This window comes from Bdellovibrionota bacterium (genome assembly GCA_040386775.1).
Classification (GTDB): Bacteria; Bdellovibrionota; Bdellovibrionia; order Bdellovibrionales; family JAEYZS01; genus JAEYZS01.
Genome location: JAZKEU010000012.1, coordinates 82,861 through 104,432 on the forward strand (window position 1 = coordinate 82,861; position 21,572 = coordinate 104,432).

Genomic DNA, 21,572 nt, shown 5'->3' on the forward strand with positions numbered 1-21,572 from the left:
AGATGTTTCCCTCTCCTATCTCAGTGCTCACTAATGTGAGCGCTAGTTAAACAGGATTATTGTTTTACAACTTCTACTTTTCCACCAGCAGCTTCGATTGCTTTTTTAGCAGTTTCGCTGAATTGGTGAGCTTTTACAGTCAAAGCTTTCTTTAACTGACCGTTACCTAGAACCTTAATTGGAGCTCTACCTTTTACAAGTTTTGCTGTCTTAAGAGTTTCTGGAGTTACAGTTCCGCTCAATGTTTCAAGTTGAGTTAAATTTACGATAGAATATTTAGTTGCGAAATCTACGTTAGAGAATCCAAACTTTGGAAGTCTTCTGTGTAAAGGAGTTTGACCACCTTCAAAACCACGACGTACTTTTCCGCCTGTTCTTGCTAATTGTCCTTTATGACCTTTACCTGCAGTACTACCAGTACCAGATCCGTCACCACGACCAATTCTCTTTTTCTTTTTAACAGAACCTTTTCTAGGTCTGAGGCTTGATAATAAACTCATCTTACTTCTCCACTTGTACGTCTACAAGATGTTGAACCTTATAGATTTGGCCACGATTTGCCGGTGTATCGTTCACAGAAACTGTGTGTCTAATTCTACGAAGACCAAGGCAGCGAACTGTTTCTTTTTGAGTTACAGTGCAACCGATAGTGCTTCTTAATAATGTCACTTTAAATGTTTTTGCCATGACTATTCCTCTTTTCCTCTTAATGCATAAATTTCTTTAGCAGTTCTTAATTGTGCTAGGCCATCGATAGTTGCTCTTAAAGCATTATGAGGGTTTGTTGTGCCTACACACTTTGTAAGAATATTTTTAATTCCAGCAGTTTCTAGAACAGCTCTAACAGCTCCACCCGCGATAACACCAGTACCTGGTTTTGCCGGCATAAGGAGAACTTTAGCTGCACCAAATTTTCCAACTACTTCGTGTGGAATTGTTCCTTCAACAACTTGAACTTGCTGTAGTAGTTTTTTTGCTCCACGAGTTGCTTTACCGATAGCCTCTGGAACTTCGTTTGCTTTTCCTAGAGAATAACCAACTTTTCCTGAACCATCTCCAACAACAACAAGTGCTGAGAAAGAGAATCTTCTTCCGCCTTTTACAACTTTTGCAACACGGCTAATAGAAACAACTCTTTCTTGTAATTCTTTATTTTCAGTAGTGCTCACTCTTTAATTCTCCTCTGAATGCCCCAAGAACTATCGTTCTTAGTATCATATATTTATTAAAACTGTAGGCCGGCTTCTCTTGCAGCATCTGCAAAAGCTTTAATACGACCGTGGTATAAAAATCCGTTTCTATCAAAAACAACTGCTTTAACTTTTGTGTCTAATACTTTCTTGCCGAACTCTTTTCCAAGAGCTTTAGCCGATTCAAGATTGTTAGTAGACTTTAGATCTTTAGTAGACATAGAGATCAAAGTTTTGCTTGTGTCGTCGTCCACGATTTGAGCCGTGATGTATCTCAAAGATTTATAAACGCAGAGTCTTGGTCTTTCAGCTGTACCAAAGATTTTCTTTCTTACTCTTTGTTTCTTTTTGATTCTATCTGCTCTTTTTTTCGCAGTTTTATTTTTTAATCTTAATCTCATAATGTTCTACCTTTATTATTTTTCTAAAATTACTTACCAGCAGCCTTACCAGCTTTTTTGCGGATAACTTCGTCTGAATATTTCACACCTTTACCGAGGTACGGCTCTGGCGGCTTGAATCCTCTAATTTTTGCAGCAACTTGACCAACCAATGCACGGTTTGAACCGATAACATCAACGTGGGTTTGCTTTTCAACTTTAATTTCGATTCCCGCTGGAATATCGAAAATGATCGGATGGCTAAATCCCAAAGTCATTTCAAGTTGTTTTCCTTTAACACCAGCTCTGTAACCAACGCCCACTAGATCTAAAGATTTAGTGAAACCTTTTGTTACACCAGTTACTGCGTTTTGAACTAATGCTCTGTAAAGACCGTGAAGGGCTTTAGTTGGCTTCAATTCATTTGCTCTAGTGAAAACGATTTCTTGACCGTTAACAGTTGCCTTAATTTCTTTTCTCATTGGCACTTTCTCTGTAGACTTCGCACCTTTTACTACCACTTCATTAGCTGGAGTGATTGTAACCTGAACTGCCTTATCGAAAATAACCGGTGATCTTCCAATACGTGACATAAAATCCTACCAAATCTTTAATAGATATTCGCCGCCAACTTTTAGCTTTTCAGCGTCAGTTCCGCTAACGATACCTTTGTTAGTGCTCAATACAGATACTCCGTAACCAGATCTTACTTTTTCGATTTTATCGTAACCGATGTAGTAACGTCTTCCAGGACGGCTCATTCTTTTAATTGTGTTGATTGCGGGCTCACCTTTGTCGTTGTACTTAAGGTAAACTCTCATCATTCCTTGTTTATCATCTGCAACAACTTTGAAGTTTCTGATGAAACCTTCTTTTTTTAGAAGCTCCGCAATCCCTTTTCTTTCGTTAGAAGAAGGAATATCCACTTTCGTGTGCTTTGCATCTGATGCATTTCTAATTCTTGTAATGAAGTTTGATACTGAATCCATATTTTCCTCTTACCAGCTAGCTTTGATTACGCCTGGGAGCATCCCACGGCTTGCATTTTCTCTAAACGCGATTCTAGACATTTGGAATTTTCTTAAAAAACCTCGTGGACGACCTGTAATTTTACAACGGTTGTTCACTTGTGTTGAAAGAGATCTGCGCGGAAGGCTTCCAAGTTTCACTTGAGCTTCATGTCTAGCTTCAGGTGTAGTGCTTGGGCTTTTGATAACTTTTCTAAGTTCTGCGCGAACTTTTCTAAACTTATCTGCCGATGCAGCTTTCTTTTCATTTTTTACGATCATTGATTTTTTAGCCACAGTCTCTCCTACTGTCTAAATGGAACGCCAAGGGCTGTTAGTAGCGCTTTACCTTGGTCATCGTTGTTAGCTGTTGTACAAATTGTAATGTTCATTCCACGAGTTTGATCTACTCTGTCGAAATTAATTTCCGGCCATACGATCTGTTCTTTTAAACCCATGTTGTAGTTCCCGCGGCCGTCAAAACCTTTTGCAGAAACGCCTTTGAAATCTCTTACGCGTGGTAAAGCAAGATTCACTAAACGATCAATGAATGCCCACATTTTCTCACGTCTCAAAGTTACGTAGCAACCAATTGGCATTCCCTCTCTCAATTTAAAGTTTGAGATAGCTTTCTTAGCTCTAGCGATAACTGGCTTTTGACCAGTAATTTGAGTTAATTCAGCTACTGCAATTTCAATCAACTTTGGATTTTTAGTCGCTTCACCAACACACATGTTGATAACGATTTTATCCAATTTTGGAACTTGCATCGCGCTCTTAAATTGAAATTCCTTTTGCAAACCAGGAACTACTTCTTTTCTATATTTTTCTTGTAAACGGTTCACTGCTTACCTTCCTTATAACACTTCTGGAGCTAGAGAAATAATCTTCACGAATTGCTTCGCTCTAAGTTCTCTTGCTACGGGGCCGAAAATACGTGTCCCGATTGGTTCTTTATCTGCTTTAATTAATACTGCTGAGTTGTCATCAAAACGGATGTAACTTCCATCCACTCTACGAACCTTGTGAATTGTTCTAACAATCACAGCCTTAGCAACGTCACCTTTTTTTACTTTTGAATTAGGAAGAGCTTCTTTAATAGAAACAACAATGATGTCCCCTACTGAAGCTGTTCTTCTCTTAGATCCACCGATAACTTTAATGCATTGGACTTCCTTTGCACCAGAGTTGTCAGCAACCTTTAAACGAGTTTGCATCTGAATCATGATTACACTCCCTCTTGAACTGATTTTTCAATTACAGATACAAGCTTCCATCTTTTTGTTTTGCTCAAAGGACGAGTTTCTACGATCAAAACTTTATCACCCATTTTTGCTTCATTTTTCTCATCATGAGCTGTAAATTTAGCGTGTGATCTCATGTATTTTCCGTAACGAGTGTGCTTAACCAAACGGTCAATCTCAACTTTAATCGTTTTATCAGCCTTATCGCTAACAACGACTCCAGTTCTCTCGTTTCTTCTTCCTCTACCTTCAGTATGTGTATGAGCTGACGACATATTCATTCACCTTTTATTTCTTAGTAACTTTTTTAGTTTTAGTAACTTTTTTCGTTCCGCTTTTATTAGGAGCTTTTGCTTTAGGAGCAGCTTTCGGAGCTTTCTTTGCAACTGGTGCTGCATTTTTAGCGGCTATGATAGCTGTCATAATTCTAGCAACTGTCTTTCTTGTATCTCTGATTTGGATTGGATTGTTCAATTGTCCAACCGTGTTCTTCATACGTAACTCAAATAAGCTTTTTCTAACTTCTTGAGCCTTCTTGTTCAGTTGTTCTAACGATAAGTTTTTAATTTCTTTGTTTTCCATAATTATTCTCTCTCAAGGAATCTAGTTTTTAAAGGAAGCTTGTGCCCCGCGAGTCTGAAAGCTTCAAAAGCTTGTTCTCTTGTTACACCGTTCATTTCAAACAGGATTCTTCCTGGTCTTACTGAAGCAACCCAAAATTCCGGATTACCTTTACCGCTACCCATACGAGTTTCAGCTGGTTTTTTTGTTACAGATTTATCTGGGAAAATTCTGATCCAAACTTTTCCGCCTCTTTTGATAGAGCGGCTGATAGCAATACGACTTGCTTCAATTTGACGATCAGTAATCCAACCATCTTCAACAGTTTGAAGACCAAAATCTCCAAAATTCAAAGTACTCCCTCTGTGAGCAATACCTTTTCTTCTGCCTTTATGTTGTTTTCTATGTTTTACTCTTTTTGGACTAAGCACGGCTGCCCTCCGAAACTTCCTTAGCAGTTAAAATATCACCTTTGTAAACCCAAACTTTAACTCCAATTAAACCGTATGTTGTTAAAGCTTCTGCTGTTCCATAATCAATATCCGCTCTCAATGTGTGCAATGGAACAGACTTTTCGTTGTACCATTCAACTCTTGCGATTTCTGCACCATCAAGTCTTCCGCCAACTTTAATTTTAATTCCTCTTACACCAACTTTAATTCCCGCTTGAATAGCTTTTTTAACAGCTCTTCTCCAAGAAATACGCTTTTCTAATTGAAGAGCGATGTTTTCTGAAATCAATTGTGCATCCATATCTGGCTTACGAACTTCGTGAATGTTCAAAAACACTTCATTCTTTGTCAGCTTTTGAACTTCAGCTTTTAACTGATCAATTCCAGTTCCTTTTTTGCCGATAACAACACCTGGACGAGCTGTTGAGATTACAATCTTCACTTTATTAGCTGCTCTTTCCATTTCAATACGAGCAACACCAGCGTGTTTTAATTTTGCTTTTATGTATTTTCTTAGTTTGAAATCTTCATGAACCTGCTGAGCATACAAATTGCCTTTAGCAAACCAACGAGAATCCCAAGTTCTAATAACGCCTACGCGTAAACCAATTGGATTAACCTTTTGACCCACGAATTACCTCTCTTCCAATGCTAAGTTGATGTGTGCGGTTCTTTTTCTGATCTCTGCTGCTCTACCTTGTGCTCTTGGCATATATCTTTTGATATGTGGGCCAGCATCAACCGAGATGTGTTTTACGAATAAATTATCCACATCGATAACTTGTTTTTGTTCTGCGTTTGCTACAGCAGACTCGATCAGTTTTTTCATCATCAATGCAGATTTTTTATTTGTGAATGACAACGTCTTAAGAGCCTCGTTAACATCTTTTCCACGCACCAGATCAGCAACTAGTCTTGCCTTCTGCGCACTCACTCTTGCAAATCTTAAATAAGCTTTTACTTCCATTTTTCCTTACCTTTACGACTTCGTTACTTCTGCTTTTTTAACCGCAGAGTGACCATGGAATGTTCTAGTTGGTGCAAATTCACCAAGTTTGTGTCCAATCATGTTTTCTGTAATGTAAACAGGGATAAACTTTTTCCCGTTGTGAACTGCGAATGTTAATCCGACAGCATCAGGGATGATCACTGAACGACGTGACCAAGTTTTAATAACTTTTTTATTGTTAGTGTCATTTGCAGTATTAATTTTTTTAAGTACATGTTGGTCTACAAATGGACCTTTTTTTATCGATCTAGCCACTTTTCATTCTCCCTTATTTACGTCTCTTAACAATAAACGTATTTGTACGCTTATTGTTTCTAGTTTTATAACCCCTGCAAGGTTGCCCCCAAGGAGTTACCGGATGGTGACCTTTACCAACACCTTCACCACCACCGAGTGGGTGATCAACTGGGTTCATCGCCATACCGCGAACTGAAGGTCTAATACCTTTCCAACGGTTTCTTCCTGCTTTACCAATTTTAATATTTTCGTGATCTGTATTTCCTAATTGTCCGATTGCAGCTCTGCAAACACTAAGGATTTTTCTGACTTCACCAGAAGGTAATTTTACTAAACAGTATTGCCCTTCTTTAGAAACCAGAGATGCTCCACTCCCAGCAGAACGAACGATTTGAGCACCTTTTCCAGGTCTCACTTCGATTCCATGAATGATTGTACCAACTGGGATACTTTCTAATTTTAGTGAATTTCCAGGCTTGATATCCGCTGTTTCGCTAGAGATTACCTGATCACCCACACTCAATCCAACTGGAGCTAAAATATAAGCCTTTTCCCCGTCAGCATAGCTGATCAAAGCGATACGAACTGATCTGTTTGGATCGTATTCAATTGCTGCAACCTTTGCCGGAATATCAGTCTTAACTCTTTTGAAATCTACTAATCTATATTTTCTTTTATGACCGCCACCTTGATGTCTTACTGTAATTTGACCGTGGTTATTTCTACCCGCGTTCTTCATCAACTTCGACGTCAGTGACTTTTCTGGTTTATCTTTTGTGATTTCAGAGAAATCAAAACCAGTCATGTGTCTTCTAGAATCTGTGGTTGGACGGTATGTCTTGATGCCCATCTTTATGCTCCCTCAAACAGACCGATTTTTTCACCATCTTGAAGCTTAACAAATGCTTTTTTCCAATAACGGACAGCACTCACTTTAGCTCCAGTTCTTCTGGCTCTATTACGGCAAATCTGTGTTCTAACTTCGTCAACTTTTACGTTGAACGCTTTTTCAATAGCTACTTTAATTTGTTTTTTGTCAGCCTTCTTATCAACTTCAAAAACATAAGTGTTCATTGCTGAATAAACTGTGTTTTTTTCTGTTACGAGAGGACGCTTGATAATATCAAACATGACTATTTCCCTTCTCCACAGCGAGCCAAAATCTTCTCAAGAGAAGACTCTGTAACAACGGCTGCGTCGTACTTTAATAGATCGAATACATTCAATCCATCAACTTTTGTGTATCTATAATTTTTGAGGTTACGAGTAGCTCTTGCGAATTTTACATCAGCAGTTTGGTCAACCAATAATGCTTTTGCTACTCCGAACTCTTGTAATCTTGTTGCAAGTTCTTTTGCTTTACCTTCTTTAGAAGTCATATCTTTTACAACAAAAAATCTTCCTTCTTTATGTAGGTATGAAAGCGCTGATCTTAACCCTGCTTTTTTTAGTTGCTTAGGCAAGCTGTAAGAATAATCTCTTGGTTTTGGTCCAAAGATTACTCCTCCACCCGGATTCAATGGAGATCTACTAGAACCCTGACGAGCGTTACCAGTTCCTTTTTGCTTAAACGGCTTTTTTCCGCCACCACGAACATCGCCTTTTTCAAGAGTGCTGTGAGTGCCTTGTCTACGGCAAGCTAACTGCCATTTTACTACAACTTGAAGAATATCTTTTCTAACGTCCGCACCGAAGATTTCTTTTGGTACAGAAACTTCTCCAACTTCTTTTTTGTTCCAACCTAATACAGGTAATTTGATTGCCATAATAAGTCCTACTCTTTCATCAATCTTACAAGGGTGTTCATAGCTCCTGGAACCGGCCCCTTTACTAAAATAACGTTTTCGCTTGGGATAACATCCACGATTTGTACATTTTTAACTGTTGTTTGTTCGTCACCGAATTGACCCGGAAGCTTTCTACCTTTTAGAACTCTACCCGGCCATGTTCTCATACCCACTGAACCTGGCTTTCTGTGGAACTTAGAACCATGGGCTGCAGGACCGCCTTTGAAGTTATGTCTTTTCATAACGCCAGTGAATCCACGTCCTTTGGACTTAGCTACGATTCTAACGCTTGTGCCTTTTGGAAGAGAGTCGATTGAAACTTTTTGCCCAACCGTTACACCTTCTGGAAGTGCCTGCCTTACTTCTTTTGAAAAATAAGCTGCATTTTCGAATCCAGCCTTTCTGCAAAGAGTAAGTTCAGCGTTGTTTGAAGTTCTCGCTGGCTTTGGCTTGAAAGATACTTGAACTGCTTCGTATCCGTCTTTTTCTTTTGTTTTAACTTGCGAAACAAATAATGGATCGTATTTTAATGCAGTCACAGGTATAACCGCTCCGTCATCACCATAAATAGTCATCATACCCATTTTGAAAGCATAGATCCCATCAAGCTTAAGCTCATTGCTTTGCTTGTCTTGCGAAGGAGCAGCTGCTTCTGTATTAGTTTCTTCTGTTGTTACTTCTTGTTCAGTCATTGCTTATCTCCTCAGGCCTATACCACTGACAACTTGATTTCTACATCTACACCAGCAGATAGATCTAACTTCATGAGTTGGTCTACTGTTTGTTGTGATGGTTCTAAAATGTCGAGCAATCTTTTGTGTGTTCTGATTTCGAATTGTTCTCTTGATTTTTTATCAACGTGTGGCGATCTCAAAACTGTGTATCTGTTGATACGAGTCGGAAGAGGGATTGGGCCCGCTACTCTTGCACCAGTTCTTCTTGCTGTATCTACGATTTCCTTCGTTGATTGATCGAGAAGTTTATGATCGAAAGCTTTTAAACGAATTCGAATTTTCTGACTTTGCATATCTTATCCTTATTGCTCTAATTTTATGTTTTCAAAAAACATTTCCTCAAAAAATATTTACTCTATCCAAAGTAAATTCCACCCATCGATGTCTTTTTCCCTGTTTAAATCTTCGAAAAGACTTGCAGGAAAAACACCTGGGCGGCATTGATTTCTGAGAATAGTAAAGGTCTATAACCCGTACGAATTGGCAAATATGCACTTTCGGGGTGAAAATTGTCAAAGAGAAAAAATAATATTTTAAATAATTCTTACTCTTCTCAAAAACCTTGATCGAACGGCCACGATGGCCGGTCGAAATGGGTTCAAAAGGGCAAAGCCCTTTTCAGGCAGGATGCCTTTAAATCCTACCCAAGCGGGTCAAAATCTCTTCCTGAATCTTAGAAGGAACAGGAGCGTAATGGCTTGGCTCTAGGGTGAATGTCGCGCGCCCTTGGCTCATAGATCTGATGTCTGTAGCGTATCCAAAAAGCGTTGCTAACGGAGCCTCAGCCTTAATAACCTGAGCATTTCCGCGAGGATCCATGCGATGGACCTTTCCGCGACGAGAGTTCAAATCACCGATGATTGAGCCCATAAACTCTTCCGGAGTAATAATTTCTAAGCGGGAAATAGGCTCTAAAAGCTGTGGTCCGGCGTTTCTTGCAGCTTCTTTAAACGCCATACTGCCGGCAATTTTGAAGGCCACTTCTGAAGAATCCACTTCATGGAAGCTGCCATGTAATAATGTAACCTTAACATCATTGACCTGATAACCCGCCAAAACCCCGTTTTCCATGGATTCTCTAACGCCCTGTTCAATAGCCGGAATAAATTCCGCAGGGATCGTTCCTTGCTTGATGTCGTTTTTAAAAATGAAGCCTTTTCCTTGCTCGAGAGGTTCAATTTTAATTGTGCAATCGCCGTATTGTCCATGCCCACCTGATTGGCGAATGAACTTACCTTCTGCCGTCGCAGCTTTTGTGATCGCTTCTCTGTATGAAACTTGAGGCTTACCTTGATTAACGTTCACTTTGTGTTCGCGCTTCAGCCTATCAACAATAATTTCTAAATGGAGCTCTCCCATTCCTGAAATCAATTGTTGTCCAGTCTCTGCATCATTTCTCACTCTAAAAGATGGATCTTCTTGCTGAAGCTTTATAAGCGCATCAACAAGTTTTTTCTGATCTTCAATAGATTTTGCTTCGATAGCAGATGAAATCACTGGCTCTGGGAATTTAATATTTTCTAAAAGCACCGGACGCTTTGTCGAACAGATTGTGTCTCCAGTGTAAGTGTACTTAAGACCTAGCACTGCTCCAATGTCTCCAGCTTTTAATTCTTTTACTTCTTCGCGAGAGTTGGCGTGCATCTTTACGATGTTTGAAATTCTTTCTTTTTTGTCTTTACCTGGATTTAATAAATAACTTCCTGGCGCAATAACTCCTGAGTAAACGCGAATGAATGTGAGTACTCCGTAAGAATCCGTCATGAGCTTGAAAGCAAGTGCTACGGGCTCTTCATCGAAGTCTGTTTTACAAAGGATTTTTTTGTCGTGATCTTTTACGTCCATACCTTCCATGTCTGGAACTTCAATTGGGCTTGGAAGATAATCAATTACTCCATCGAGTAATGATTGAACGCCTTTATTTTTAAATGCAGATCCACAGAACACAGGAAAAGCTTTGAGTGCAATTGTTGCTGCTCGAAGTACGGCTTTCAACTCTGCAACGGTTGGCTCCTCACCGCCTAAATATTTTTCCATTAATTTATCATCAAGGTCTGCGATCTTTTCGATCATGAAATTTCTGGCTTCAGTAGCGTCCGCTTTTAAATCTTCTGGAATGGGCTGCTCTGAGAATTTTGCATCTACGCCATCGCCTTGCCAGATTTGCGCTTTCATATTCATAAGATCAATGACGCCTTTATATTGATCTTCCGCGCCCAATGGCATTTGCACAGGAACAGGATTCGCTGCTAATTTTGAAACGATACTTTCGTAAGACATTTTGTAATCAGCGCCAACTCTATCCATTTTATTTACGAAACAAATTCTTGGAACTTTATGCTTATCTGCTTGTCTCCAAACAGTTTCAGATTGTGGCTCAACACCGTTAACGGCATCGAACACAGCGATAGCACCATCGAGAACTCTAAGAGATCTTTCTACTTCAATTGTGAAATCCACATGTCCTGGGGTATCGATGATATTGATTCGGTAGTCTTTCCATTGAGTTGTTGTTGCAGCTGCAGTGATCGTGATTCCACGCTCTTGCTCCTGCTCCATCCAGTCCATCGTAGTATTACCTTCGTGAACTTCGCCCACTTTATAATTACGACCTGTGTAGTAGAGAATCCTTTCGGTAGTTGTAGTTTTCCCGGCATCAATATGAGCCATGATCCCGATATTACGGGTCCACCTTAACTCATCACGATTTTTGGGGTCTAAAAACGACACGGGATAACTCCAAGTTTTCAATATTGTCTTCTGAATTTCTCTAAAGTATAGAAATTAATTAAGAACTTGGAATATTTCAAGTAAATTGAACTTTTAATTTAGAAGCATTTATCATAACAATACGAGGGATTGTTTGTTGCCAGCTTACACGTGTTATTACATGCAACTTTAACCTCAGGACATTCTTTATCCTTCTCGCTCACTTTACCGTATGCCTTATCAAAGCAGTATGACGGGTTATTTGTAGCTGATTTACATGCCTCAAACTCTTGACTGAATGAGCTTGATGCTTGCTTACATAAAGCAGAACCACCTTCACTAGAATCTTGAGAACAATAATATCTATCCCCATCAATAACAACTTGAACACTTTGTTGCGCAAACACACCTTGAGCTAAGAACATTGTAATTAAAAAAATCTTAAACATTGATCCCCCATAAAAGACATTCTGTCTTTGTTTATTTCATTGAGAAATTCATGCCTGCGATTTAGAAAGATTTCAACTCTAGATTTTATTGATGTTAAATTTGTGAGGACAGAGAACACAGAAGTCTCTAATAGAGAAGTACACAAAGCCTATTTCCAAAAACAAAAAACCCCAGCTTTTGCCGAGGTCTTTGTAGATTTTAAATTTCTGAATATTTTGGTTCGTGGCAAGGCGCGCGGGAGGGAGGTATACGCGTTAAGGTATCCGACCGACCAAGCAACGCAGTCCACGGACCACGGACCAAAAGATTCGGAAATTTTACCAGTTGTAGTGGGCGAATGCTTTGTTTGCATCAGCCATTTTGTGAACGTCTTCTCTCTTTTTGATAGAGTTTCCACGCTTGTTGTAAGCATCAACTAGTTCCCCAGTTAATCTTGCAGCCATAGATTTTTCACCACGAGCTCTTGCGTATTCAACGATCCATCTCATTGCCAGTGCAAGACGTCTGTTTGGTCTTACATCTACTGGAACTTGGTAAGTCGCTCCACCAACTCTTCTTGATCTAACTTCAAGAGATGGTTTTACATTCTCAAGAGCTTTCTTGAAAACACTTAATGGTTCTTCAGCTGGAACTTTAGTTTTGATTTCATCAAATGCAGAATACAAAATTCCTTGCGCTGTAGTTTTCTTCCCACCTTCCATAAGTGTATTTACGAATTTAGTGATTGTAACATCATTAAAAACTGGGTCTGGGAGAACTTCTCTTTTATAATTACCTTTACGACGAGACATTTTTATTTTCCTCTATATTTAATAATTAGTGCTCACTTGAGTAAGCACTGCTATAAGCGCTAAACTGCTTTTTTAGCTTTCTTAGTTCCGTATTTTGATCTTCCGTTTGCTCTACCTTGTACGCCTTGAGTATCTAGAATACCTCTGATGATGTGATATCTAACACCTGGTAAATCTTTAACTCTTCCGCCTCTGATCATAACAACGCTATGCTCTTGAAGGTTGTGTCCAACACCTGGAATATAAGAAGTTACTTCGTAACCATTACTCAATCTTACTCTTGCAACTTTTCTTAAAGCTGAATTTGGCTTCTTAGGAGTTGTTGTATAAACTCTTGTACAAACGCCTCTTCTTTGTGGGCATTGTTTTAAAGCTGGTGATTTTGAGCGAGCTTTCTGCGCGCTTCTTTCTTTTTTAATCAACTGATTAATAGTAGGCATTCTTACTCCGTGTTTATATCAATTGGGGGAAATTATACAAAATTAGCCCCCACGTCAAGTTTCTATTCTAATTAAAAAGTACCCGATTTAGGGCACTTTTTACCTATTCTGAGGATTAAGCCAAGCAATAACCTACGTCTGAGGTTGTTGTGCATTACCCATTGCGAATGGGAGGCTTGCAGCTACGTCATTGTCCTTAGATTCCACCATGATTTTCCAAGTCTTATACGTTTGTAGACCTGTTCCAGCAGGGATCAAACGACCCATGATGATGTTCTCTTTTAGACCTCTCAAGTTATCTGTCTTAGATTTAAGAGCTGCTTCCGTAAGAACTTTTGTAGTCTCTTGGAATGAAGCTGCTGAAATCCATGATTCAGTACTCAATGAAGCTTTAGTGATACCCAACAATAATGGCTCTGCAGTTGCCAATTGGCCACCAAGAACTCTTACTCTTTCGTTTTCTGCCTCGAAATCAGGTTTTTCAATCTGCTCTCCAGGTAAGAACGCTGTATCACCAGCATCAAGAACTTTTACACGTCGAAGCATCTGACGAACGATAACTTCGATATGCTTGTCATTGATGCTCACACCTTGAAGTCTGTAAACTTCTTGGATTTCATTCAACATATAACCAGCAAGTTCTTTGTCACCAAGTACGCTCAATACGTCATGCGGGTTCGTTGGTCCATCCATGAGGGCCTCACCGGCTCTTACGAATTCACCTTCTCTTACCGCAATATGCTTCCCTTTAGGGATGAGGTATTCTTTTTGTTCACCAACTTCAGGGGTCACGATCACACGTTGTTTACCTTTTAAATCTTTACCGAATGAAACGTAACCATCGATCTCTGTGATGATCGCAGCTTCTTTTGGTTTACGTGCTTCAAACAATTCAGCAACTCTAGGTAGACCACCCGTGATGTCTCTTGTTTTAGAAGTTTCTCTATGCATTTTTGCAATGATTTGACCTGCTGTGATTTCTTCTCCGTCAGTCACTAGAAGCTGCGCTTCTACTGGGATAACGTACTGAACATCGACATCACGTCCTGAGAATTTCTTAGGGTTTCCGTTTTCATCAACAACAGCGATACGAGGTTTCATGTCCCCGCCCTTACCTTCAGTAATTACTTTTGTTGAGAATCCAGTCACTGGATCCACTTGTTCTGCGAGAGTCACACCTTCTTCGATATCCTTGAACAAGATTCTTCCACCTGTCTCAGAGATAATCGGATTTGAGTATGGATCCCATTCCGCAACAACTTGACCCGCTTTTACTATGCTTCCTTCTTTGAAGTTCAACACAGCTCCGTATACGATTTTAAATCTTTCTCTTTCTCTTCCTGTAGCATCGATAACAATAACCTCACCATTTCTATTCATAACAGTGAGCTTGCTATCTTTGTTTCCTACAGCAATAATATTTGAGAACTTCAATGTTCCATCATGACGAGTTTCGTGAACTGATTGTTCAACTGCTCTAGTTGCAGTACCACCCAAATGGAATGTTCTCATTGTTAACTGCGTTCCTGGTTCACCGATGGATTGAGCAGCAATAATACCTACTGTCTCACCCAGGTTTGCCATGTTACCGCGTGATAAATCACGGCCGTAACACTTCATACAAACACCACGAAGTGTTTTACATGTAAGAACTGAACGAATATGAACTGATTCAATACCCGCTTCATCAATTTGAGTTAAGTGGTTCTCCGTAATCTCTTCCGCAGCGCCAACGAGAACTTCGTTAGAGTAAGGATGAGTCACGTCTTCCATACAAACACGGCCAAGAATTCTCTCGCCCAATGGTTGAATGATCTCGCCACCTTCCATTAATGGAGTGATTGTCATTCCGTCTTGTGTTCCGCAATCTTCTTCAACAACGATGCAATCTTGAGCTACATCTACAAGTCTTCTTGTTAAGTAACCAGAGTTTGCAGTTTTAAGAGCTGTATCGGCCAAACCTTTACGCGCTCCGTGAGTAGAAATAAAGTATTGAAGTGTTGATAAACCTTCACGGAAGTTTGCCGTAATCGGAGATTCGATAATCTCACCTGATGGTTTCGCCATCAAACCTCTCATACCAGCTAACTGACGAATCTGAGCCGCAGAACCTCTGGCTCCAGAGTCAGCCATAACGAAGATCGAGTTGAATGAAGCTTCTTCAACAGACTTACCGTCTACGATGAAAGTTTCTTTCTCGATGTTCTTCATCATTTCTTTAGCAACGCGGTCACCAGTTTGCGCCCAAACGTCCACAACTTTGTTGTAGCGTTCACCGAACGTGATCAAACCTTCGTCATACTGACGACGGATTTCCGTAATTTGCTTCTCTGTATCTTCGATCATTTTTTGTTTGTTATCAGGAATCAACATGTCATCGATACAAATTGAAATACCAGCTTTTGTAGAGAACTGGAATCCAAGTTGCATGATCTTATCAGCTAAAAGAACAGTCGCTTTCGCTCCTGCAACCCTGAAACATTTATCGATCAGTGATGCGATTTCTTTTTTAGTCATCACTTTGTTTACTGATGCGAATGGAACTTCTTCCGGAACGATATCGCTCAAGATAGCTCTTCCTACGCTTGTTTCAAATCTTTCGCCATTGATACGAACTCTAACTGCAGCTTGAAGATCAACTTGTTTGTCCTCAAAAGCATGGATCACTTCATCAACTGAAGAGAATGCTCTGCCGTTTCCTCTAGCGCCTGGGCGAATTCTCGTCATCCAATAGATCCCCAAGATAATATCTTGTGATGGGTTGATGATCGGACGTCCGCTGGCAGGAGATAAAATGTTGTTCGTAGACATCATCAAAACACGAGCTTCAACTTGTGCTTCGATTGAAAGTGGAACGTGAACCGCCATTTGGTCACCATCGAAATCGGCGTTGAACGCTGTACAAACCAATGGATGAAGCTGAATCGCTTTACCTTCATGGAGTAGGGGTTCAAACGCCTGAATGCCAAGTCTGTGAAGAGTTGGTGCTCTGTTCAATAGCACTGGATGTTCTTGAACCACTTCAGAAAGGATATCCCAAACTTCAACTGTTTCTTGCTCAACTAATTTCTTAGCTTGCTTGATTGTTGAAGCGTAACCTTTTTCTTCTAATTTATTATAAACGAATGGTTTAAATAATTCTAAAGCCATTTTCTTTGGAAGACCACATTGGTGAAGCTTAAGTGTTGGTCCTACTACGATCACCGAACGACCAGAGTAATCCACACGCTTACCAAGTAAGTTTTGACGGAAACGACCTTGCTTACCTTTAAGCATGTCTGAAAGTGATCTTAATGGTCTCTTGTTTGGACCAGTAAATACTTTTCCGCGTCTACCGTTATCGAATAATGCATCAACCGCTTCTTGCAACATTCTCTTTTCGTTTCTGATGATGATTTCTGGAGCGTTTAACTCTTGAAGTCTCTTCAAACGATTGTTTCTGTTGATTACGCGTCTATAAAGATCGTTCAAGTCAGATGTCGCAAATCTTCCGCCATCAAGTGGAACTAGTGGACGAAGATCAGGAGGAATTACTGGAATCACTTCTAGCATCATCCAGTCTGGCTTGTTCACTGAATCTTTAAATGCTTCTACAACTTTTAAACGTTTAGTTAGTTTTTTTGTTGCAGCTTCAGATGTAGTTTCTTTGATTTCTTTTCTTAATTTACGAGATAAGAATTCTGGATCCACTTTTCTTAAAAGCTCACGAACAGATTCTCCACCCATTCCAGCTTTGAAGTTTGGACCGAATTCATTTAATGCCGCTTGGTAAGCTTCTTCTGAAAGAACTTGAGATTCTTCTAGAGTTGTTTCCATAGGGTCAGTCACAACGTAAGCTTCACAATAAAGAACGCGTTCAACGTCTTTTAATGTCATGTTAAGCGCGTTACCAATTCTTGATGGTAATGATCTTAAGAACCAAATATGTGCTACAGGAGTTGCGAGTTCAATTGAACCCATTCTTTCACGACGTACTTTAGATTGTGTAACTTCAACGCCACACTTCTCACAAATTACGCCACGATACTTCATTCTCTTGTACTTACCACATAGACATTCGTAGTCTTTGATTGGTCCAAAGATTTTAGCGCAGAACAAACCATCACGCTCAGGTTTGAATGTACGATAGTTAATAGTTTCCGGTTTTTTAACCTCACCATATGACCAGCTTCTAATCATTTCTGCAGACGCAATTGAGATGCGAACAGCATTAAATGCTAGAGGATCTTTTGGCTTGTCGAAAAAATTTAAAAGATCTTTCAAGGTATTCTCCTTTTATTTACAAATTAAAATTACTGTTCCAATTGCGGTGGCGGTAACACTTCTTGTCCAGGTTGGTCAGTCAAAATATCTGACTCTACCAATTGAACGTTCAATGCCAATGACTGAAGTTCTTTCACCAATACGTTGAAAGATTCAGGTAATCCTGGCTCGAGAATGTTTTCACCCTTAACAATGCTTTCATACATACGAGTTCTACCTGCAACGTCATCGGACTTCACAGTTAAGAATTCTTGTAATGAATAAGCAGCACCGTATGCTTCAATTGCCCAAACTTCCATCTCTCCAAGTCTTTGACCACCAAACTGAGCTTTACCTCCGAGTGGTTGTTGAGAAACGAGTGAGTAAGGTCCGATTGAACGCGCATGGATCTTCTCTTCAACTAAGTGATGCAGTTTCAACATGTACATGATCCCAACTGTAACTGCTCTTTCGAACGGTTCACCTGATCTACCGTCAAACAAGATGGCCTGACCGCGAGTTGGAAGTTCTGCCAATGTTAAAAGATCTTTGATTTCAGATTCTTTCGCTCCGTCAAATACTGGTGTCGCAATATGGATACCGTTTCTGATAGCCGGAAGAACTTTCTTAATTGAAGCATCGTCTGTGTCGTCGATCTTCTTAGAAATATCATCGTCTTTGTAAATTTTCTTTAATGTTTCTCTAGCACCCTTCGCATCGAAGTTTTCTAGATACTCTTCGATCTGCGAACCTAAGTGATGGGCCGCCCAACCTAAATGCACTTCAAGAATTTGTCCGATGTTCATACGTGAAGGAACGCCAAGTGGGTTCAACACCATATCAACCGGAGTTCCGTCAGCAAGGTAAGGCATGTCTTCAACAGCCATGATCTTAGAAACAACACCTTTGTTTCCGTGACGGCCGGCGAACTTATCACCAACTTGAAGCTTACGTTTAATTGCAACGTAAACTTTTACCATCTTGATCACGCCTGGAGGCAATTCATCACCGCGGTTTAAGCGGTCGATCTTTTCATTGAATACCATTTTCACAGCATCCAATTGGTTTCTTGCAGAATCGATTACTTTTGTAACTTGATATTCAAGTTCTGTTTCGAGTGGAATGTAATTCAACAACTCAAACGGAACTGATTCAAGATCATCAGCTTCGATGTTTTGGTCTTTTTCTAATAATTTTTTAGAACCATCTTCACTGACTAGAACACCAGTGGTCTTTTTACCAACAAGCATGTCTTTCAATTTATCGAGAGCATTGTTTTTGATAACGTTTTGCTCAACGTCTAAATCTTTAGCCAATTTCTTTTTCTTTTCAGTGATGATTTCTTGGAGTCTTTCGTCTTTCTCGATTCCTTCACGGCTATAAACCTGAGCATCGATAACAGTACCAGAAACTCCTGATGGAACTCTGAGCGATGTATCACGTACGTCACCAGCTTTTTCACCGAAGATTGCTCTTAAGAGTTTTTCTTCAGGAGAGAGTTGAGTTTCACCTTTTGGAGTTACTTTACCAACCAAGATGTTTCCTGGTGATACTTCAGCTCCGATTCTGATGATACCTGATGAGTCGAGATCTCTAAGAGCTTCTTCACCCACGTTTGCGATATCACGAGAAATTTCTTCTTTACCTAATTTAGTATCACGCGCAACGCACTCGAACTCTTCGATATGAATCGAGGTGAATGTGTCTTCTTTGATCATTCTTTCAGAGATCAAGATAGAATCCTCGAAGTTATAACCCATCCAAGGTGTGAACGCGATCAACACGTTTTGACCTAGAGCTAATTCTCCGTACTCTGTAGAAGGACCATCGGCGATGATGTCTGTTGCTTTAACTCTATCACCAACTTTTACGATTGGTTTTTGGTTGAAGCATGTGTTTTGGTTTGTACGTTGATACTTAGTTAAATTGTAAATATCTACGTTTGCACCAAGACCGCCACCTTTTGTAATACGACGTACTACGATTCTAGAAGCATCAACAGCTTCAACAACACCGTCGTTTGTTACAACAACACTTGTTCCTGAATCTTGTGCTACTAGTTTCTCAACGCCTGTTCCAACAAGTGGGGCTTTTGATTTTAATAATGGTACCGCTTGACGTTGCATGTTCGATCCCATGAGGGCTCTGTTCGCATCATCATGCTCTAGGAATGGAATTAGTGAAGCTGCAATAGACACCAACTGTGAAGGTGAAACGTCCATTAAAGTTACTTGTTCCGGACCCACTAGATCGTATTCACCATTTTGTCTTACGTTCACTGACTTCTCTTGGTTTTTACCAGAGATTACAGAGTTCGCTTGAGCAATAACGTGACCTTGTTCTTCAAGGGCAGAGAAATAATCAATTTTAGAAGCTACTTTTCCATCTTCCACTTTTTTGTATGGAGTTTCGATGAATCCGTAGTTGTTGATTCTTGCGTATGTTGCAAGAGATGCAATCAAACCAATGTTCGGACCTTCTGGAGTTTCAATCGGACATATACGACCATAATGCGTCGGATGTACGTCACGTACTTCGAACCCAGCTCTGTCTCTTGTTAACCCGCCGGGTCCTAGAGCAGAAAGTCTTCTCTTATGAGTAATCTCAGAAAGAGGGTTTGTTTGATCCATGAACTGAGAAAGCTGACCTGAACCGAAGAATTCTTTTACTACGGCGTTCACTGGTTTTGCATTCACTAGATCATGAGGCATCATTGTTTCGATATCTTGGAGAGACATTCTTTCACGAATTGCTCTTTCCATTCTCACGAGACCGATTCTGTATTGGTTTTCTAATAATTCACCAACAGATCTTACACGACGGTTACCTAAGTGATCGATATCGTCCACTTGACCACGGCCGTTTTTAAGATCGATCAATGTCTTAACTACAGACATAATGTCTTTTTTTGTAAGTGTTCTATGTGAAATAGGACACTCTTCGTTTGAGATTTTGAATTTGTGGTTGATCTTGATACGACCTACTTCAGATAGATCATAAGTTTCAGGATCAAAGAACAATCTTTCGAAGAAGGCTTTTGCAGCTTCGATAGTTGCTGGTTCGCCTGGTCTTAATCTCTTGTAGATTTCGATCAATGCTTCATCAGAGTTTTGAACTTTATCAACCAATAATGTGTTTCTTAAGAATGGACCAACTGAAAGACCGTCAAAGAAAATAACTTTGATTTCTTTAGCGCCAGCAGTTCTTACGTTAGCAAAAACATCTGGAGTGATTTCAGTGTTCGCTTCTACGATCACTTCGCCCGTTGATTCATCAACAATAGACTTAGCGATAACTTTGCCCATCAATGCTTCAACTTCGATTTCGATTTCTTTTAAGTTCAATGCTGTGATTTTGTTAACTGCGGCTCTAGTGATACGACGACCTTGTTTTACAAGTGTCTCGCCAGACTTTGGATCTACGATGTCAGCAAGTGCCCTTTGGCCTGACATTTTTTCGATGTCTAAGCTTCTAGTGATCTTGCCGTTTTTGTTTAATTTTACTGTGTCAGCATCGTAGTAGTAAGAAAGTAGATCTTCAGTTGTGTAACCTAAAGATTTCAACAAGATTGTTGCTGGGAACTTTCTTCTTCTGTCGATACGTACGTGAAGAACGTCTTTTTGGTCAAATTCGAAATCTAACCAAGAACCTCTATATGGAATCACTCTTGCTGTGTAAATTAATTTACCGCTTGATGCGCTTTCGCCATCATCGTGGTCAAAGAATACACCTGGAGATCTGTGCAACTGAGAAACAACAACTCTTTCAGTACCATTGATAATGAAAGAACCATTAGAAGTCATAAGTGGAATTTCACCAAGATAGATTTCTTGTTCTTTTACGTCTCTGATGTTGCGAGCTTCAGTTTGCTCATCAACTTCAAATACAATTAGTCTTAATGTAACTTTTAATGGTGCAGCGAATGTCATACCTCTTTGGCGACATTCATCAACATCGTACTTGGGCGGCTCTAATGTGTAGCTTACGAACTCTAAGCTTGATGTATTGTTGAAAGACATGATTGGGAATACAGACTTGAAAACGCCTTGTAAGCCTTCATCACCACGTCTATCTGGATCTACTTCTTTTTGTAGAAACTGTTCGTAAGATTTTTTTTGTAGAACAATTAAGTTCGGAATTTCTATTACGTTTTTACTTTTTGAGAAACTTTTACGTAAGCGTAAATTGGATCCTGTAAGGGATAACATTATTTACTCTCCTAATTTGGCCTAAAATTTGGCTCAGCTTGAATTACTAAAATTTACCTTATTCGGGAGAAGGCTATCCACTAATTTTTTTGAAAGGAAAAATGGGATGTGAGGTGAATCACATCCCTTTA

At 39.8% G+C, this 21,572-nt stretch carries 26 protein-coding genes; all 26 read right to left on the reverse strand.

The features are described from left to right. Positions 1–56 precede the first annotated feature (56 nt). The 26 genes from rplO to rpoB all read right to left on the reverse strand — a co-directional run bounded on the left by rplO (position 57) and on the right by rpoB (position 21,441). Positions 57–500 (reverse strand): 50S ribosomal protein L15, encoded by a 444-nt coding sequence (gene rplO / locus V4596_07095; protein MES2768897.1) that lies wholly within the window; start codon positions 498–500, stop codon positions 57–59. Between the two features lies 1 nt (position 501). Further along, positions 502–687 carry a 50S ribosomal protein L30 gene (gene rpmD / locus V4596_07100; GenBank protein ID MES2768898.1) on the reverse strand — a complete coding sequence of 62 codons (186 nt, stop codon included), beginning with the start codon at positions 685–687 and terminating at the stop codon, positions 502–504. 2 nt (positions 688–689) lie between these two features. Then, positions 690–1,169, reverse strand: coding sequence for a 30S ribosomal protein S5 (gene rpsE, locus V4596_07105; GenBank protein ID MES2768899.1), 480 nt, complete (start codon positions 1,167–1,169; stop codon positions 690–692). Positions 1,170–1,225: 56 nt separating this feature from the next. Then, positions 1,226–1,591 (reverse strand): 50S ribosomal protein L18, encoded by a 366-nt coding sequence (gene rplR / locus V4596_07110; protein MES2768900.1) that lies wholly within the window; start codon positions 1,589–1,591, stop codon positions 1,226–1,228. Between the two features lie 29 nt (positions 1,592–1,620). Further along, the gene (rplF, locus tag V4596_07115) at positions 1,621–2,163 is read right to left on the reverse strand and encodes a 50S ribosomal protein L6 (protein MES2768901.1); all 543 of its coding nucleotides are present in this window, start codon (positions 2,161–2,163) and stop codon (positions 1,621–1,623) included. A gap of 6 nt (positions 2,164–2,169) precedes the next feature. Continuing rightward, positions 2,170–2,559: a 30S ribosomal protein S8 gene (rpsH, locus tag V4596_07120; protein MES2768902.1), complete on the reverse strand. Its 390-nt coding sequence runs from the start codon at positions 2,557–2,559 to the stop codon at positions 2,170–2,172. A 9-nt stretch (positions 2,560–2,568) separates the two neighbouring features. Then, complete coding sequence (rpsN, locus tag V4596_07125; GenBank protein ID MES2768903.1) at positions 2,569–2,874, reverse strand: 30S ribosomal protein S14; 306 nt, start codon at positions 2,872–2,874, stop codon at positions 2,569–2,571. Positions 2,875–2,882: 8 nt separating this feature from the next. Beyond that, on the reverse strand, positions 2,883–3,422 hold the full coding sequence (gene rplE, locus V4596_07130; protein ID MES2768904.1) for a 50S ribosomal protein L5: 540 nt from the start codon (positions 3,420–3,422) through the stop codon (positions 2,883–2,885). A 12-nt stretch (positions 3,423–3,434) separates the two neighbouring features. Beyond that, positions 3,435–3,803, reverse strand: a complete 369-nt coding sequence (gene rplN, locus V4596_07135; GenBank protein MES2768905.1) for a 50S ribosomal protein L14 — start codon at positions 3,801–3,803, stop codon at positions 3,435–3,437. A 2-nt stretch (positions 3,804–3,805) separates the two neighbouring features. After that, entirely contained in the window at positions 3,806–4,096 is a 291-nt protein-coding gene (gene rpsQ, locus V4596_07140) for a 30S ribosomal protein S17 (GenBank protein ID MES2768906.1), read from the reverse strand. A gap of 13 nt (positions 4,097–4,109) precedes the next feature. Beyond that, complete coding sequence (gene rpmC, locus V4596_07145) at positions 4,110–4,403, reverse strand: 50S ribosomal protein L29 (GenBank protein MES2768907.1); 294 nt, start codon at positions 4,401–4,403, stop codon at positions 4,110–4,112. A gap of 2 nt (positions 4,404–4,405) precedes the next feature. Next, on the reverse strand, positions 4,406–4,813 hold the full coding sequence (gene rplP / locus V4596_07150) for a 50S ribosomal protein L16 (GenBank protein ID MES2768908.1): 408 nt from the start codon (positions 4,811–4,813) through the stop codon (positions 4,406–4,408). After that, on the reverse strand, positions 4,806–5,465 hold the full coding sequence (gene rpsC, locus V4596_07155; protein MES2768909.1) for a 30S ribosomal protein S3: 660 nt from the start codon (positions 5,463–5,465) through the stop codon (positions 4,806–4,808). Before rpsC ends, rplP begins: the two co-directional genes overlap by 8 nt. 3 nt (positions 5,466–5,468) lie before the next feature. Beyond that, on the reverse strand, positions 5,469–5,801 hold the full coding sequence (rplV, locus tag V4596_07160) for a 50S ribosomal protein L22 (protein MES2768910.1): 333 nt from the start codon (positions 5,799–5,801) through the stop codon (positions 5,469–5,471). 12 nt (positions 5,802–5,813) lie between these two features. Further along, positions 5,814–6,098, reverse strand: coding sequence for a 30S ribosomal protein S19 (gene rpsS / locus V4596_07165; GenBank protein ID MES2768911.1), 285 nt, complete (start codon positions 6,096–6,098; stop codon positions 5,814–5,816). A gap of 13 nt (positions 6,099–6,111) precedes the next feature. After that, complete coding sequence (gene rplB, locus V4596_07170) at positions 6,112–6,930, reverse strand: 50S ribosomal protein L2 (GenBank protein MES2768912.1); 819 nt, start codon at positions 6,928–6,930, stop codon at positions 6,112–6,114. 2 nt (positions 6,931–6,932) lie between these two features. Then, positions 6,933–7,211 (reverse strand): 50S ribosomal protein L23, encoded by a 279-nt coding sequence (gene rplW / locus V4596_07175; protein MES2768913.1) that lies wholly within the window; start codon positions 7,209–7,211, stop codon positions 6,933–6,935. Between the two features lie 2 nt (positions 7,212–7,213). Beyond that, a complete protein-coding gene (rplD, locus tag V4596_07180) occupies positions 7,214–7,846 on the reverse strand; it encodes a 50S ribosomal protein L4 (GenBank protein ID MES2768914.1) in 633 nt (210 codons plus the stop codon). An 8-nt stretch (positions 7,847–7,854) separates the two neighbouring features. Beyond that, complete coding sequence (rplC, locus tag V4596_07185) at positions 7,855–8,559, reverse strand: 50S ribosomal protein L3 (GenBank protein MES2768915.1); 705 nt, start codon at positions 8,557–8,559, stop codon at positions 7,855–7,857. A gap of 17 nt (positions 8,560–8,576) precedes the next feature. After that, a complete protein-coding gene (rpsJ, locus tag V4596_07190) occupies positions 8,577–8,894 on the reverse strand; it encodes a 30S ribosomal protein S10 (protein MES2768916.1) in 318 nt (105 codons plus the stop codon). Positions 8,895–9,234: 340 nt separating this feature from the next. Then, positions 9,235–11,331 carry an elongation factor G gene (fusA, locus tag V4596_07195; GenBank protein MES2768917.1) on the reverse strand — a complete coding sequence of 699 codons (2,097 nt, stop codon included), beginning with the start codon at positions 11,329–11,331 and terminating at the stop codon, positions 9,235–9,237. A 98-nt stretch (positions 11,332–11,429) separates the two neighbouring features. Further along, positions 11,430–11,759 carry a hypothetical protein gene (locus V4596_07200; protein ID MES2768918.1) on the reverse strand — a complete coding sequence of 110 codons (330 nt, stop codon included), beginning with the start codon at positions 11,757–11,759 and terminating at the stop codon, positions 11,430–11,432. A 318-nt stretch (positions 11,760–12,077) separates the two neighbouring features. Next, entirely contained in the window at positions 12,078–12,551 is a 474-nt protein-coding gene (gene rpsG, locus V4596_07205) for a 30S ribosomal protein S7 (GenBank protein ID MES2768919.1), read from the reverse strand. Positions 12,552–12,610: 59 nt separating this feature from the next. Then, positions 12,611–12,991 (reverse strand): 30S ribosomal protein S12, encoded by a 381-nt coding sequence (gene rpsL, locus V4596_07210; protein MES2768920.1) that lies wholly within the window; start codon positions 12,989–12,991, stop codon positions 12,611–12,613. Between the two features lie 132 nt (positions 12,992–13,123). Beyond that, entirely contained in the window at positions 13,124–17,254 is a 4,131-nt protein-coding gene (gene rpoC, locus V4596_07215; protein ID MES2768921.1) for a DNA-directed RNA polymerase subunit beta', read from the reverse strand. 29 nt (positions 17,255–17,283) lie between these two features. Further along, positions 17,284–21,441 (reverse strand): DNA-directed RNA polymerase subunit beta, encoded by a 4,158-nt coding sequence (gene rpoB / locus V4596_07220; protein MES2768922.1) that lies wholly within the window; start codon positions 21,439–21,441, stop codon positions 17,284–17,286. Between the last annotated feature and the right edge of the window lie 131 nt (positions 21,442–21,572).

Coding starts and splice junctions, on each gene's coding strand:
- rplR (MES2768900.1), bottom strand. CDS start 1,591: ATGAGATTAAGATTAAAAAATAAAACTGCGAAAAAAAGAGCAGATAGA.
- rplN (MES2768905.1), bottom strand. CDS start 3,803: ATGATTCAGATGCAAACTCGTTTAAAGGTTGCTGACAACTCTGGTGCA.
- rplV (MES2768910.1), bottom strand. CDS start 5,801: ATGGAAGTAAAAGCTTATTTAAGATTTGCAAGAGTGAGTGCGCAGAAG.
- rpsJ (MES2768916.1), bottom strand. CDS start 8,894: ATGCAAAGTCAGAAAATTCGAATTCGTTTAAAAGCTTTCGATCATAAA.
- rpmD (MES2768898.1), bottom strand. CDS start 687: ATGGCAAAAACATTTAAAGTGACATTATTAAGAAGCACTATCGGTTGC.
- rplC (MES2768915.1), bottom strand. CDS start 8,559: ATGACTGAACAAGAAGTAACAACAGAAGAAACTAATACAGAAGCAGCT.
- V4596_07200 (MES2768918.1), bottom strand. CDS start 11,759: ATGTTTAAGATTTTTTTAATTACAATGTTCTTAGCTCAAGGTGTGTTT.
- rplD (MES2768914.1), bottom strand. CDS start 7,846: ATGGCAATCAAATTACCTGTATTAGGTTGGAACAAAAAAGAAGTTGGA.
- rpsL (MES2768920.1), bottom strand. CDS start 12,991: ATGCCTACTATTAATCAGTTGATTAAAAAAGAAAGAAGCGCGCAGAAA.
- rplW (MES2768913.1), bottom strand. CDS start 7,211: ATGTTTGATATTATCAAGCGTCCTCTCGTAACAGAAAAAAACACAGTT.
- rpmC (MES2768907.1), bottom strand. CDS start 4,403: ATGGAAAACAAAGAAATTAAAAACTTATCGTTAGAACAACTGAACAAG.
- rplB (MES2768912.1), bottom strand. CDS start 6,930: ATGGGCATCAAGACATACCGTCCAACCACAGATTCTAGAAGACACATG.
- rplO (MES2768897.1), bottom strand. CDS start 500: ATGAGTTTATTATCAAGCCTCAGACCTAGAAAAGGTTCTGTTAAAAAG.
- rpsH (MES2768902.1), bottom strand. CDS start 2,559: ATGGATTCAGTATCAAACTTCATTACAAGAATTAGAAATGCATCAGAT.
- rpsG (MES2768919.1), bottom strand. CDS start 12,551: ATGTCTCGTCGTAAAGGTAATTATAAAAGAGAAGTTCTCCCAGACCCA.
- rpsQ (MES2768906.1), bottom strand. CDS start 4,096: ATGTCGTCAGCTCATACACATACTGAAGGTAGAGGAAGAAGAAACGAG.
- rplF (MES2768901.1), bottom strand. CDS start 2,163: ATGTCACGTATTGGAAGATCACCGGTTATTTTCGATAAGGCAGTTCAG.
- rpoB (MES2768922.1), bottom strand. CDS start 21,441: ATGTTATCCCTTACAGGATCCAATTTACGCTTACGTAAAAGTTTCTCA.